This is a genomic window from Paenilisteria newyorkensis (genome assembly GCF_000766145.1).
In the GTDB taxonomy this organism is placed as follows: Bacteria; Bacillota; Bacilli; order Lactobacillales; family Listeriaceae; genus Listeria_A; species Listeria_A newyorkensis.
This window is the reverse complement of the sequence record NZ_JNFB01000045.1, coordinates 13,180-26,344: the sequence shown is the minus strand read 5'-3', so window position 1 is coordinate 26,344 and position 13,165 is coordinate 13,180. Positions and strand designations below refer to the sequence as shown.

At 43.8% G+C, this 13,165-nt stretch carries 16 protein-coding genes; 6 read left to right on the top strand and 10 right to left on the bottom strand.

From position 1 onward, the window contains the following. Positions 1-13: 13 nt before the first annotated feature. The 7 genes from EP58_RS15250 to qoxA all read right to left on the bottom strand — a co-directional run bounded on the left by EP58_RS15250 (position 14) and on the right by qoxA (position 6,397). Positions 14-784 (bottom strand): ABC transporter permease, encoded by a 771-nt coding sequence (locus EP58_RS15250; RefSeq protein WP_036094701.1) that lies wholly within the window; start codon positions 782-784, stop codon positions 14-16. Then, positions 777-1,712 (bottom strand): ABC transporter ATP-binding protein, encoded by a 936-nt coding sequence (locus tag EP58_RS15245; protein ID WP_036094700.1) that lies wholly within the window; start codon positions 1,710-1,712, stop codon positions 777-779. Before EP58_RS15245 ends, EP58_RS15250 begins: the two co-directional genes overlap by 8 nt. Continuing rightward, positions 1,709-2,020, bottom strand: a complete 312-nt coding sequence (locus EP58_RS15240; protein ID WP_036094699.1) for an ArsR/SmtB family transcription factor — start codon at positions 2,018-2,020, stop codon at positions 1,709-1,711. The genes EP58_RS15245 and EP58_RS15240 overlap by 4 nt, the downstream gene beginning before the upstream one ends. A 348-nt stretch (positions 2,021-2,368) precedes the next feature. Continuing rightward, positions 2,369-2,698, bottom strand: coding sequence for a cytochrome aa3 quinol oxidase subunit IV (gene qoxD / locus EP58_RS15235; RefSeq protein WP_036067086.1), 330 nt, complete (start codon positions 2,696-2,698; stop codon positions 2,369-2,371). Position 2,699: 1 nt separating this feature from the next. After that, positions 2,700-3,311, bottom strand: coding sequence for a cytochrome aa3 quinol oxidase subunit III (gene qoxC / locus EP58_RS15230; RefSeq protein ID WP_036094698.1), 612 nt, complete (start codon positions 3,309-3,311; stop codon positions 2,700-2,702). Continuing rightward, on the bottom strand, positions 3,299-5,278 hold the full coding sequence (gene qoxB / locus EP58_RS15225; RefSeq protein ID WP_036094697.1) for a cytochrome aa3 quinol oxidase subunit I: 1,980 nt from the start codon (positions 5,276-5,278) through the stop codon (positions 3,299-3,301). Before qoxB ends, qoxC begins: the two co-directional genes overlap by 13 nt. A gap of 18 nt (positions 5,279-5,296) precedes the next feature. Beyond that, positions 5,297-6,397 carry a cytochrome aa3 quinol oxidase subunit II gene (gene qoxA / locus EP58_RS15220; protein ID WP_036094790.1) on the bottom strand — a complete coding sequence of 367 codons (1,101 nt, stop codon included), beginning with the start codon at positions 6,395-6,397 and terminating at the stop codon, positions 5,297-5,299. Positions 6,398-6,992: 595 nt separating this feature from the next. Here qoxA and EP58_RS15215 point away from each other — a divergent pair. From EP58_RS15215 to aldA, 5 genes are all read left to right on the top strand, one after another. Further along, complete coding sequence (locus tag EP58_RS15215; RefSeq protein ID WP_036094696.1) at positions 6,993-7,601, top strand: lytic polysaccharide monooxygenase; 609 nt, start codon at positions 6,993-6,995, stop codon at positions 7,599-7,601. Positions 7,602-7,792: 191 nt separating this feature from the next. Continuing rightward, positions 7,793-8,611, top strand: a complete 819-nt coding sequence (locus tag EP58_RS15210; protein ID WP_036094695.1) for a hypothetical protein — start codon at positions 7,793-7,795, stop codon at positions 8,609-8,611. Then, positions 8,604-8,684, top strand: a complete 81-nt coding sequence (locus EP58_RS17910; protein WP_077917948.1) for a DUF3307 domain-containing protein — start codon at positions 8,604-8,606, stop codon at positions 8,682-8,684. The genes EP58_RS15210 and EP58_RS17910 overlap by 8 nt, the downstream gene beginning before the upstream one ends. 2 nt (positions 8,685-8,686) lie before the next feature. After that, on the top strand, positions 8,687-8,959 hold the full coding sequence (locus EP58_RS15205; RefSeq protein ID WP_052171470.1) for a hypothetical protein: 273 nt from the start codon (positions 8,687-8,689) through the stop codon (positions 8,957-8,959). 76 nt (positions 8,960-9,035) lie between these two features. Continuing rightward, positions 9,036-10,481, top strand: a complete 1,446-nt coding sequence (gene aldA, locus EP58_RS15200; protein ID WP_036094694.1) for an aldehyde dehydrogenase — start codon at positions 9,036-9,038, stop codon at positions 10,479-10,481. A 57-nt stretch (positions 10,482-10,538) separates the two neighbouring features. Here aldA and EP58_RS15195 read toward each other — a convergent pair whose 3' ends face one another. Further along, the gene (locus tag EP58_RS15195; protein ID WP_036094693.1) at positions 10,539-10,958 is read right to left on the bottom strand and encodes an effector binding domain-containing protein; all 420 of its coding nucleotides are present in this window, start codon (positions 10,956-10,958) and stop codon (positions 10,539-10,541) included. Between the two features lie 103 nt (positions 10,959-11,061). Between EP58_RS15195 and EP58_RS15190 the strand changes: the two genes are divergently transcribed. Further along, complete coding sequence (locus tag EP58_RS15190; RefSeq protein ID WP_036094692.1) at positions 11,062-11,982, top strand: helix-turn-helix transcriptional regulator; 921 nt, start codon at positions 11,062-11,064, stop codon at positions 11,980-11,982. 4 nt (positions 11,983-11,986) lie between these two features. Here EP58_RS15190 and EP58_RS15185 read toward each other — a convergent pair whose 3' ends face one another. Continuing rightward, positions 11,987-12,721 (bottom strand): class I SAM-dependent methyltransferase, encoded by a 735-nt coding sequence (locus EP58_RS15185; RefSeq protein WP_036094691.1) that lies wholly within the window; start codon positions 12,719-12,721, stop codon positions 11,987-11,989. A 44-nt stretch (positions 12,722-12,765) separates the two neighbouring features. Continuing rightward, on the bottom strand, positions 12,766-13,152 hold the full coding sequence (locus tag EP58_RS15180; RefSeq protein WP_036094690.1) for a hypothetical protein: 387 nt from the start codon (positions 13,150-13,152) through the stop codon (positions 12,766-12,768). Between the last annotated feature and the right edge of the window lie 13 nt (positions 13,153-13,165).

Below are 13,165 nucleotides of genomic sequence, written 5' to 3'. Positions count from 1 at the left end.
CTTTTTTTAATAATTAGCTTCTCAATCCCCGACCTCTATCAATCAGATACCAGCAAATCGCATAAAGCACCACGATAAACAGGATCAAAATCGCCATCGACCACAAGACCGAAATATCTGTTTTTCCAAGAAAGCCGAACCGGAATCCTGAAATCATATACACAATCGGATTGACTTTTGAAACGGCTTGCCAAAATGGTGGTAGCATCGAGATTGCATAAAATACGCCACCAAGATACGTCAATGGCTGCAAAACGAACGTCGGTATAATCGACACATCATCAAAAGACTGCGCGAAAATCCCGTTCAATAGCCCCGCTAACGAGAATAAAATCGCCGTCATGAGCAGTGTAATGATGACCAATAACCATGAATGCACATGCAGCGGCACAAAGAACAGCGAAACCATTGTGACTAGCGCCCCAACGAGAATACTTCTGCCGATTCCGCCGAGGACAAAGCCCCAGATAATCACGTGTGTCGGCACTGGCGCGATCAATAACTCCTCAATATTTTTCTGGAACTTCTGCGAAAAGAACGAGGACGACACATTGGAATAAGAGCTGGTAATAACAGACATCATAATAAGTCCGGGTACAATAAATTCCATATAAGAAAATCCGCCGACCTGCCCGATTCGCCCGCCAATCAGATTTCCAAAAATAACAAAATACAATGATGTCGTAATCACTGGTGGCACTAAGGTTTGAATCCAAATCCGCATATAGCGATTCGTTTCTTTAGCCGCTAAACTTTTTAAAGCTGTAAAATAAAGATTAAACATGTTTCCCCTCCGCTTGATGTGTCTCGTCTGTGATTTTCAAAAATAGTTCTTCCAATCGATTCGATTTATTCCGCATCGAAAGAACCTGTATCCCTTGTTTCGTGAGCTGCTCAAACAACTCGTTCACGCCCTGATCACGCTCCACTTCCACAGAAAGCGTCTGATCATCCTCCAAACAACTCTTATAACCCGTAATCTCAGGTTCCTTATCAAAAGGCGCCAAATCAAAAATAAACGTCTCAAACTGCAATTTCCCTAAAAGAGTTTTCATACTCGTATTTTCAATCAGCTCACCCGACTGAATAATCCCGATATTGCGGCAAAGCATTTCCGCCTCTTCCAGATAATGCGTCGTCAAGATAATCGTTGTTCCACCTGCATTCAACTCTCGCAGGTAATCCCACATCTCACGTCTCAACTCAATATCCACACCCGCAGTCGGTTCATCCAAAATCAGCAAACGCGGCTCATGCATCAAAGCACGCGCAATCATCAACCGGCGCTTCATCCCACCAGAAAGCATCCGCGCACGCACATCACGCTTTTCCCACAGACCAGACTGCTTCAAATACGTCTCGCTCCGTTTCAACGCCTCTTTCCGAGAAACCCCATAATAACCCGCCTGATTCACCACAATTTGCTGCACCGTCTCAAACGGATTAAAGTTAAACTCCTGCGGCACCAAGCCAATCTGCTGTTTCGCACGCACTAAATCCGTATCAATATCATAATCAAAAACCTTCACTTTTCCCGATGTCTTATTAACAAGCGACGTAATAATCCCGATTGTCGTCGATTTCCCGGCACCATTAGGCCCCAACAAGGCATAAAAATCCCCTTCTTCAACCGTCAAATCAATCCCACGCAGCGCCTCAACGCCCGTCGCATAAACTTTTTTCAAGCCTGTTATTTCTAGTGCATATGTCATGTAATAACTATCTCCTTATCCGTATCATTCTGTCCATCGTTAGAAAGCAATTTCGCCATCGCCCCCATAAAATCCTCCACAAAATCCGTTCGCAACGTATAATAATGCCACTGACTCTTCTTCGTCACCGAAACAATCCCGGCCTTCTCCAACGCCTTCATATGATGAGAAAGCGTCGGCTGCGTAAAATCAAAATGTTTCAACACATCACACCCACACAAACTCCCAGCCGAAAGCAAATCAATAATCTTCATCCGATTCGGATCAGCCATAGCCTTAAGCACCAACGAAGTCCTCACATAATCCATCTCTACCCTCCCATACATAAATACTGACCTATGTTAATATAGATTGCCATAAATGTAAAGTCAAGAATAAAAAACCCCCAGAACAGCAAAAAATCACCATCCCAAAGGTCTAAAATTTGTTCTTAAAAAAGCCCAGAATAACCCACCAAACCTTCTGAGAGGGCACAAATGCTTAGATGCTAGGCAAGACTCCTTAAAGGACTGCAGCCTCACTTCGTTCCACTGCATATTGAAGCTCTAATTCGCTTTGCTTCAAAGTACTTCAACAAAGCGGAATGTACGACTTGTACATGAGCATCGGAACACAGCCTTTAACGACGCAGATGAGCGTTTGTGCCCTTTCAGAACTTAGAGGAGGTGGTTCATGTGGCCAATTTCCATAACCCAGTAAGATCCCATAACGACAACAATCGCAATGAATGCCGCGAATAGAATATTACCGACTTGGATACGTCCATTTTGGCCTTCCGTCATGTGCATGAACATTAGTAGTTGCAATGCTGCTTGAATGAACGCGAAGATAAAGATAACCGTAATGATTACTGATTTACTTAGCGTAGATTCGAATACAACCCAGACAGCTAGCAATGTTAACGCGATCGATAGGGCAAAACCAACGATATGTTTCCACGGAATGCCTTCTTCAGCGTGTGCCGTGTTCGCTTTATTTTTCGCCATATTAATTCACCATCCCTAACAGATAGACACCTGTGAAGATGAAAATCCACACAACGTCTAGGAAATGCCAATAAAGGCTTGAAATGAATACTTTTGATGCTGCTTGAGCGGTTAAGCCGCGCATTTTTATTTGAATCAGGATAAACGCGATCCAGAACAAACCAATCGTTACGTGGAGACCATGGGTGCCCAGTAAAACGAAGAATGCGGACCAATAAGAGCCGACTTTCAGCGTAACACCTTCTGATACGTAATGTGCGAACTCGTAAATCTCGAAACCTACGAATCCTGCACCAAGAAGTAGCGTGATAATCGAATAAATCATCAGACGCTTGACGTTACCTTTGCGCATCTCACCAATAGCAAGACCACACGTAAAACTACTTGTTAAAAGTAGGAATGTCATGATCAGAACGAGCGGTAACTCGAACATTTCGGACGGTGGATGACCCGCGTTGGAGCCACCACTATACATAACAAAATATGTTGCAAACAATGTACCGAATAACGCAATCTCGGCGCCTAGGAAAATCCAGAAGCCCAGAATGTTTAAACGACCTTGCTCCGATTGATATTCTAACGGAAGGCTGGAATTTTCTTTTATAGGTTCCATGGGTTACCCTCCTTTATGCCTGTTTTAAATTCACGTGCTGCTTGTTCCTCGGTAGCCACAATTTCAGGTACTTCCACATGGTAACCGTCGTCTTTCTTGAACGAACGGTAAGCAAGACATGCAAGTACACCAAGACCGCCAAGTAGTCCAAGCCAATACCAATAAAAGACCAGTCCGAAGCCAGCAATAAAGAAGAACACCGACATGACGAAACCTAGCAATGTATTGTTTGGCATGTGAATATGTTTGTACTCTTTGTCATCATTATACGTTTCGCCGCGTTGTTTTTTCTCCCAGAAATCGTCCAAATCGTTCCATTCTGGCAATTTAGCGAAGTTATATTTTGGCGGTACAGCTGAAGAAGTTGCCCACTCAAGCGTACGCGCATCCCACGGATCACCAGTTGTTTCGCGTTTAGAGTGTTTATAACTGTAAACGATATTCCAACATAGAATTAGGAATGCTGCTCCCATTAGGAACGCACCAACAGATGAGATAAAGTTCAATGTAGTCCAGCCGTCGCCTTCCACATATGTGCTGATACGACGTGGCATACCATCAAGTCCTAGGAAATATTGCGGGAAGAAACATACGTTAAATCCAATCACAAATACCCAGAAGAACCACTTACCAATTTTTTCATTCAAACGATAACCGACCATTTTTGGATACCAGTAAATCAAACCTGCAAAACAGGAGAATACGGTTCCGGCGATCAGTACGTAATGGAAATGTGATACTAGGAAATACGTGTTGTGATATTGATAATCGGCTGCTGCCATCGCGAGCATAACCCCTGTAACCCCACCAATAACAAAGTTCGGTATGAATGCCAGTGACCAAAGCATCGGTGTGGTGAAGGTTATTCGCCCTTTGTACATGGTAAAGAGCCAGTTGAATATCTTGATTCCGGTCGGTATCGCAATCATCATCGTCGTAATCGAGAAGAACGAGTTAACTGCTGCCCCGGAGCCCATTGTGAAGAAGTGATGGACCCAAACTAGGAAACTTAGCAAGGAAATAACAACAACTGCTGCTACCATTGCTGGGTAACCGAATAGTTTTTTCTTCGAGAATGTCGAAATAATCTCGGAGAAAATACCGAATGCCGGCAAAATAACGATGTACACTTCCGGATGTCCCCAAACCCAGAACAGGTTAGCCCACATCATCGGAATTCCGCCATTTGCAAGCGTGAAGAATGCCGTCCCAAATAGACGGTCAAACGTCATTAAAGCTAGCGCCACAGTAAGTACTGGGAACGCGAATACGATAATTAAACAAGTGATCAGAGATGTCCACGTGAACATTGGCATTTTCATAAGAGTCATGCCTTTCGTTCGCATACGCAGAATCGTGACCATGAAGTTGATCCCGGTCATCAGCGTACCAATACCGGCGATCTGGACTCCGAGTAAGTAGAAGTTAATCCCATAACCTGGACTAAATTCCTCGGCGAGCGGTGCATAGTTCGTCCAACCAGCTGCTGGGCTACCACCGATTACGAAGGAAATATTGAATAGCATTGCCCCCATAAAGAATGTCCAGAAACTTAAATTGTTCAAGAATGGGAATGCAACGTCACGCGCTCCGATTTGAAGCGGCACAACGATGTTCATTAAACCAATAACGAACGGCATCGCCATAAATAAGATCATAATAGTTCCGTGAGTCGTAAATACCTCATTGTAATGCTGGGCGTCGAGAAACTCCATCCCTGGCATCGCAAGTTGGGTACGAATCATGAGTGCATCGACCCCACCACGGAAAAACATTAGTACTGCTGCCAAGAGATACATGATCCCAAGGCGTTTGTGGTCAACAGAAGCGATCCATTCCGTGAATAGCCACTTCCATTTCTTTGTATAAGTTAGTAACACGACGATACCAATGCTGACAAGAGCAATCGAAATTTGGGCTCCTAAAATCAGCGGGTCGCCGGTGATGATAAATTCATCTAAACTCATGTTGAAATACCCCCCTTTTTAGTGTCCCGATTTATCGTGATCTGTTGCCTCATCGGTTTTGATTTTGTCACCAATTTTTTTCATTTCCTCATCGTAATGCTTATCTTTCTTGTAACCAGTACCATTCGGAATAATCATCGGTTTCATGTCCATTTGCTCAAAACGCGGATTCGTAATAGTTACCGGACGCGCTGGCAAAATTGGCTCTTTCGTTCTTGTATCTTTTGCGTTTGGATCATGTGGATTTGTCAGTTCGAAGCCGAAACGTTTATACGCATAGAAAACGTACTCTGGATCTGCGGCTGGGTCAACAAACGCCATATGTGTGCCCGCGTAAGATTGTGGTTTCACATTGCCTGGTAATAATAATTTATCATAACGGTCTTGCGATAAAGTCGGCGAATCTGCTTTCGTTTTCAACGCCCATTTCTCGAAATCGGCTGGTTTTTGCGCAACAACATCAAATATTTGTCCGGCAAAACCTTCTCCGTTAAAGTTCGAGTTACGGCCTTTAAACGTGCCTGTTTCGTCCGCTTGCAAATATAAGTCCATCGTCATGCCACTCATCGCGTACTTCTGTCCACCAAGTTGTGGCACCCAGAAACTCGTCATCGAGTCCGCCGCGGTAAGCTTGAATAATACCGGTCGATCAGTTGGAATATGTACATAGTTTACAGTTTCAATCGACTGATCTGGATAACTAAAGAACCATTTCCAGTTTGCGCTAGTCGCATAAATAACAATTGGATCCTTGTGTGATGTAACCTCTGGCGCTTTTTCGTTCGCGTAAATCGTTTGCACTGTTGGAATAGCTAATGCAATAACGATCGCAACCGGAATCAACGTCCATAAAATTTCTAATTTCGTACTACCGTGCATGTTTGGTTCGTAGTTGGAATGATCTTTTCTCTCGCGGTATTTCGTAATCATAATAACGAATAACACGAAGATCGTGAGTACAATGATAAGCATGAAAATAATCGAATACACGATTAAATCTCTTTGACTTTGCGCTACTGGACCTTTTGGTTCTAGTACCGTCAAATCACCACAGCCGCTAAGAAGTCCAACAAAGACTAGCGAGACTGTTAGTAGTAATGACTTAAGCATTTTTGACACCCGAATCCCCTTCTTTCCTTTTGATGTTTGTTGCTGTGTATTTTTGCGCAAAAATACAACTTGACTCCCTGATTTCCCGACCAGTGAGACTCCCCTAATTGATAATATAATGAAATATGGCCAACTAGATAGTGTAGATTTCTCACAATATCACAAACTTTCGATTCGTGAAATTATGAATTTGAAACTGCATGTGCATACTCGTATACTATTATAGCTTATTTGGTATGTATATTCAAAGCATCGAGACAAGTTATTTTTTTCACAATATCAAACGTTACTATATGAGCATGTCTCTCTCTTAAAAATAATTCCTTATTAGTAATATCTGTTGAAAAGGCGTTGAGCAGGACGCCCATTTCGGCTTGTTTGGAATGTCACGATTAGAACCAAAATACCTAGATAGATTATCTGATAAAGCGCTTTCTCGCCAACAGGTCAGCTCTTTCTATCTACTGCAAAACACAAGAATTGGTCTAGTCCATGTGCACATTGCTTCATTTTCACATATTTGCGATTCGTTTCTAAATCTGATGGGTAAACAAGATAGCGAGCGTGGAAGATGGCTCAAAAAAAATCGAGGGGTGTTAGTTAAATGAAGAAGTTTTTGGGTAAATCAGTTTTATTTGTAGTCGCGTTTGCATTGTTGTTCGCGACGTTTGCACCGGGGGCATCAGCGCATGGTTACATTTCAAAACCGGAAAGTCGGGCATATTTGGCGAAATTGGGGATTAACCAAAATGCTGGCGCGATTCAATGGGAGCCGCAAAGTGTTGAAGCGACGGGGAATTTCCCACTTGGCGGACCTTCTGACGGTACCATCGCGGGCGGAGGCAAGTTTCCAGAAATGGACGCACAAACTCCTGATCGTTGGCACCACATAGACCTTTTAGGCGGGCAAAACAATTTCACGTGGACGCTCACTGCGCTTCATAGAACGAAAGAATACAAGTATTACATTACGAAAAAAGGCTGGAATCCAAATAGTCTGCTCACTCGTGGCGACCTGGAGTTGTTGACTACGATTGATGCGCATAATGAGGTTCCTACTTCTACAACTGTGAACCATCAAGTGCCGCTTCCAACTGACCGTAACGGTTATTATGTTGTGCTTGGCGTTTGGGAAATTGCGGATACTGGGAATGCTTTCTATCAAGCTGTCGATGTGAACTTGATTAATAATGGAACAATGACGTTGAAATAAGGTAGGAAATGTAGCCTCAAACTGGGAGCTGGTAGTGCTTAGCAAGAATTTTGCTAGTTGCTTACTCCTCGTTTGGGGCTTTTTGGTATGCGCTCTCGCAAAACTAAGAATAATTTTACAAAATATATAGCAAACACTATATAAACGTGCTAATATATAGTTATCACTATATAAAAGGAGGTCGTTTTTTGATGGAATCGGTAAAACTCGAGGCTATTTATGTGTATATTGATATTAGCAGTAGCCGGCACGTCTTTTCTACGCTGCATGATGGGACGAAGATTCTCGCCTATATCGCGGACAGTATTAATGCGGCTTATCAAGATCATCTGCTGACGCCGTTTACAATTAAGGATGGGGATGCAATCGTTGGTGGTGTTTCTGATTTCCAGTTGCTGCTCGAGATTTATAGTCATTGTTTAACGGTATATTATTCGCCTGATTTTAGACATCACTTTAGTGAGATTTCCGCCGTTGCGGATGAAACGCTTAATTTCTATTTCGGGGCTGGGATTGGCTATATCGACACACCGCCTACCGAAGATTTGCAGAACATCAATATCGTCAACGGGAGCAGCATTATTAACGCGATCGAAGCTTCTGAAAAGGCCAAAATAATCATGAAATCGCAGCAAAGTCAGAAACGTAGCGCGCTCTACAACAATGCGGACTATTTTTTCGAAAAGCAGCCTTTTAAATTCTACTGTATCGCGGAGGCCAAATCGTTCGGTAATGCGCTCGGTGCAATGTTTTTCCTTGCTTTTGAGAAGCTGATTAAAAGTGACAAACAGCGCGACTTGTTTCGTATCAAAGATAGTCATCCTGATTATAGTAATATTGAGGTTGGCACTGCGCTTGGTTATAGTGCGCTTAGTAAAGCCGATATCTCCTCTCGTGTCAGCGTTCTGATTGCTAATTCCGACTATTTTCTATATAAAAAAGTGCGTTCGGATATTGTGGCGTATTTAGCCGATTTACAGAGGATGATGGGAGGCGCTAGTCGTGACTAATCTGCTTTTCCCATTACTCCTATGCCACTTCCTAGCAGATTTCGTACTGCAAACGGACAAAATGGCAAAATAATTTTGACGAAAAATCAGGAAATACCGGTCGTATCGAATAAAGAATTGAAAGCTGGGCGGTATATTGGTGGCTTAGAACGACTGCTACTGCTCATTTTTATGGTATTGCAAATCTATTCGGCGATTCCCATCATCATTGCCTTGAAAACGTTGGCGCGATTCAAAGAACTGGAAAATAACCGAACGTTTGCGGAATATTATTTGATTGGCAACTTTCTGAGCATGATATTCGGCATGTTACTCTCTCTTGTTTTCATTTATACCCTACATTTGTAAGCGTTATATTTGCTTGTTTCTGTTTGTTTCTTTATACTAATACACAAGAAACAACATGAAACAAGGAGGAAATCACATGAATCAACATAAAATGTATATCAATGGGGAATTTGTTTTATCGAGTGATGGCGAATTTTTTGACGTTATCAATCCGGCTACAGAGGAAATTATTTCACAAGTACCGAAAGCCACAAAAGCGGACGCAAAACGGGCAATCGATGCTGCTGAAGATGCGCAAATCGCGTGGGAAGCTCTACCTGCTGTAGAACGTGGCGTTTATCTACATAAAATCGCTGCAAAAATCCGGGAACAAGTACCTGAAATCGCCAAACTTATTTCAGAAGAAGTCGGGAAAACGTTGGCTTTATCCGAGGTTGAAGTGAATTTCACCGCTGATTATTTAGACTACATGGCAGAATGGGCGCGCAGATATGAAGGCGAAATTTTGCAAAGTGATCGGCCAAATGAGCATATTTTCGTATTCAAGAAAGCGATTGGGGTCACGACTGGAATTTTGCCATGGAATTTCCCGTTCTTCTTAATTGCTCGGAAAATGGCTCCAGCGCTCATTACTGGGAACACGATTGTGGTAAAACCGAGTGCGGAATCGCCAAATAACGCGGTCGCTTTCACCAAAATCGTGGATGAAATCGGCTTACCGAAAGGTGTCTACAACATGATCACTGGGCGGGGCGGCGAGATTGGCGATGAACTCGCGGGAAATCCAAAAATTGGCTTAGTTTCCTTGACTGGGAGCGAACCTGCAGGCCAAAAAGTGATGCAAGCGGCGAGTGAGAATATTACGAAAGTGAACCTGGAACTCGGCGGAAAAGCACCGGCAATCGTTCTGAATGACGCCGATTTAGATTTAGCCGTCAAAGCAATTGTTGATTCTCGCGTTATTAACAGCGGCCAAGTTTGCAACTGCGTGGAGCGGATTTACGTGCAAGAAGACGTGAAAGAGGCCTTCACCGCGAAATTTGTGAAAGCAATGGAAGCCGTTCAATATGGCAATCCACTGACATCCGGCGACATCGATATGGGACCTCTCGTGAATAAGAGCGCCCAACAATCCGTCCAAGCAAAAGTAAATCGTGCCGTTGCGCAAGGTGCGACCATTTTGACTGGTGGGAAAGCTGTGGAAGGAACCGGATTCTTCTTCCAGCCGACCGTGATTGGCGACGCGACCAACGACATGGAAATCATGCACGATGAAGTGTTCGGTCCAGTCGCACCGATCGGAACTTTCAAAACGCTAGATGAAGCGATTAAGCTCGCCAATGATTGCGATTATGGCTTAACTTCCTCTGTTTATACGACGAATCTAGACCGCGCGATGAAAGTGATTCGTCAACTGAAATTCGGTGAAACGTATGTAAACCGGGAGAATTTTGAGGCGATGCAAGGTTTCCACGCTGGGTCTCGCAAATCAGGAATCGGTGGCGCAGACGGGAAACACGGCCTCGAAGAATACCTGCAAACCCATGTCGTGTACTTACAATTCGACCAAAATATCCAATAAAAAAGAGCCCTCACAAGACAGTTTCTCGCGCTGTTTTGTGTGGGCTCCATTTTTAGATTATTTAGCTACAACTGGGATGTACAACGTGAAATCTGCTTCACGCAAATCCTCTAAATTGAACGTTCCTGCAACGCCAACCGTGTCGCTGTGCATGACCTCGCCGTAAGATTGGCCGATGAATTGGTCGATTGCTGTGCGCTCCGTTTCTTTCGTTACGAATTTGGCATATTGCCCTTCCGTAATTTCAAACGATGTGTCGCCGCTCTCCGTGCCAACTTTTGCAACAAGGTATGTTTGCACGCCATCGATATTCGCGTTAATGCCGACGAAATCCTCCGCTGTTTTCGCAAAATCCGCTATTGCCGTCTCTTTCACGCCACTCATAACCGCGAAACCTTCTTGTGGATTAAACGCTGGGATCTCCACTCTGCTTCCAGAAAAAACTTCTTTATCTAATTTTACAATTTCAAATGCCATGCTATTTCCCTCCAAAAGTTACTGTAAATTTGTTATGATGTAACTATAACACGCGAATGTTGACTGATGTATGTCATCATTCCGATTTTAAGGAGAAAAAATTATGAAAATTGAGCGGCTCATCGGCATTATTATGTTACTTCTTCAACGTGAACTCGTCAGCGCTTCGGAAATGGCGGCGATGTTCGAAGTGACGAAACGGACCATTTATCGCGATATCGACTCGCTTTCTATGGCGAATATCCCGATTTATACGATGCCCGGCGTCAAAGGCGGAATCGGCATTATGCCAACCTATAAAGTAGACAAAAAACTGCTCACCGTCGAAGATTTAACCGCAATCATCACTGGTTTAAGCGGTTTCGAGCAACTTTTATCATCCGCCGATATTAAAAAAACACTGCAAAAAATGAAAAACATGCTCGGTCACGAAAACGAGCTTCCCGCCACGTCCATTTCACTGGATTTTTCGAATTTGGCGATGAAACAAGAATTTAACGAGAATGTGGAACAGCTACATTTGGCCATTAAAAAGCAACAGTTGGTGACCCTAACCTACATTGATCGCGATGGCAATCAAACCACGCGTAAAGTTGAGCCGTACCATTTACTTTTCCGCAATCGGTCGTGGTATTTACAAGGGTTTAGCTTGGAGCGCCAAGACTTTCGTACATTCAAACTATCGCGAGTTCTCGAATTAGAAGTGTCCACCGAAACGTTTGAATCGCGCCCATTTAGTCTGAAACCGTTCCGCTCATCCGCAACGCAACCGCCGTTCGAAATGAAGGAAGTCAGCCTAATCGTCGACAAAATAGCCCGCGAACAAATCGCCCTGCGCTTCGGAGCCACAGCAATAGAACCACTAGACGAAACCCATTTCTCAGCAAAAGTGACCTTGCCAAATCACGAAGCCGGCTACCGTTTTCTGTTGCAACTAGGCACACACGTCACCGTCCACAATCATGGTGATTTTTACGATGGATTCGTCGCCTATTTGAGGGAAATTCAACATAAATACGCATAAACAGCTACTTTTTCCGCGCCGAAACCAGCAACATCATCGGCCGGCGTAACTCATCTGGCATATCCGGATGACTCGCCAACATCGCCGCATCAGGCTCCGGCTCCACTAAACGCACCAACTCAAAGCCCGTTTCAAGCAACGAATTCACATAAGTCGTCAACGTTTTGTGGTATTTCGTGATATCCTCCCCAAGAAAATTCGCCGTCCGCAAACCTTCCGTGAAATACCGATCCACCGGCCAATGCAATTTATTCCCATCCGCGTCATAATACCAATCTTGCGTGCCTTGTGCCGTAAAAACCGGATGCTCCACAGAAAACACAAAAACACCATCCGGCGTCAAAATCTGATTCACCTTCTCGCAAATCGTCTCAAACGACTCAATATAATGCAACGCCAGCGAACTAATCACCACATCAAAACTCCCAGCTGGGAAATCGATATCCTCCAACGACTCCCGAATGTACGTAATTTTAGGCGAATCCGTTTTCCTACGTGCTTCCGCGAGCATATTTTCCGACAAATCCACACCAACCGCAGATTCCGCGCCATTTTCAACCGCGTAAAGACAATGCCAACCAAAACCACATCCGAGATCAAGCACCCGTTTCCCCGCGAAATCAGGCATCATTTTCTGAAACTCATGCCATTCCCCTGCACCCTTCAAGCCCGCAACAGAGCGATTCATCTTACTATACTGCTCAAAAAAAGCCGGATTATCATATTTATTTTCCTTCATCTTCATACACCTCTTTCATTTATGTAAATAGTATACCAAAAAAACTAGCCCTCGATAAGCGCCAAATAATGCTTCGTTTTCCCGCCGACATCCACAATCAGCACATCACCACGCCCAGTGACATTAAAAACCTTAGCACCCGCAGGCAAACGCGTAGCATCCCCATCACCGAAACCTTTCACCTCTGAAAAAGTACGCCTAATCTCACCAATTTGCTCCTTTTTCGTCAACTCCAACGCATCGACCCAATCAATATTCGCCTGATAAATGACACCATCCCATTGAAAAATATCCAAATCCTGATTTCCCTTCAAAACCTCCTCCGCCGTCGGATTGACCGAAACTTCCTCTCTCACCACATCATCCTCTTTCTGACATCCCAACATCAAAATCAATGAAAACATAATCACCACTATCATACTATTTTTCATTTTCCACCTCCTA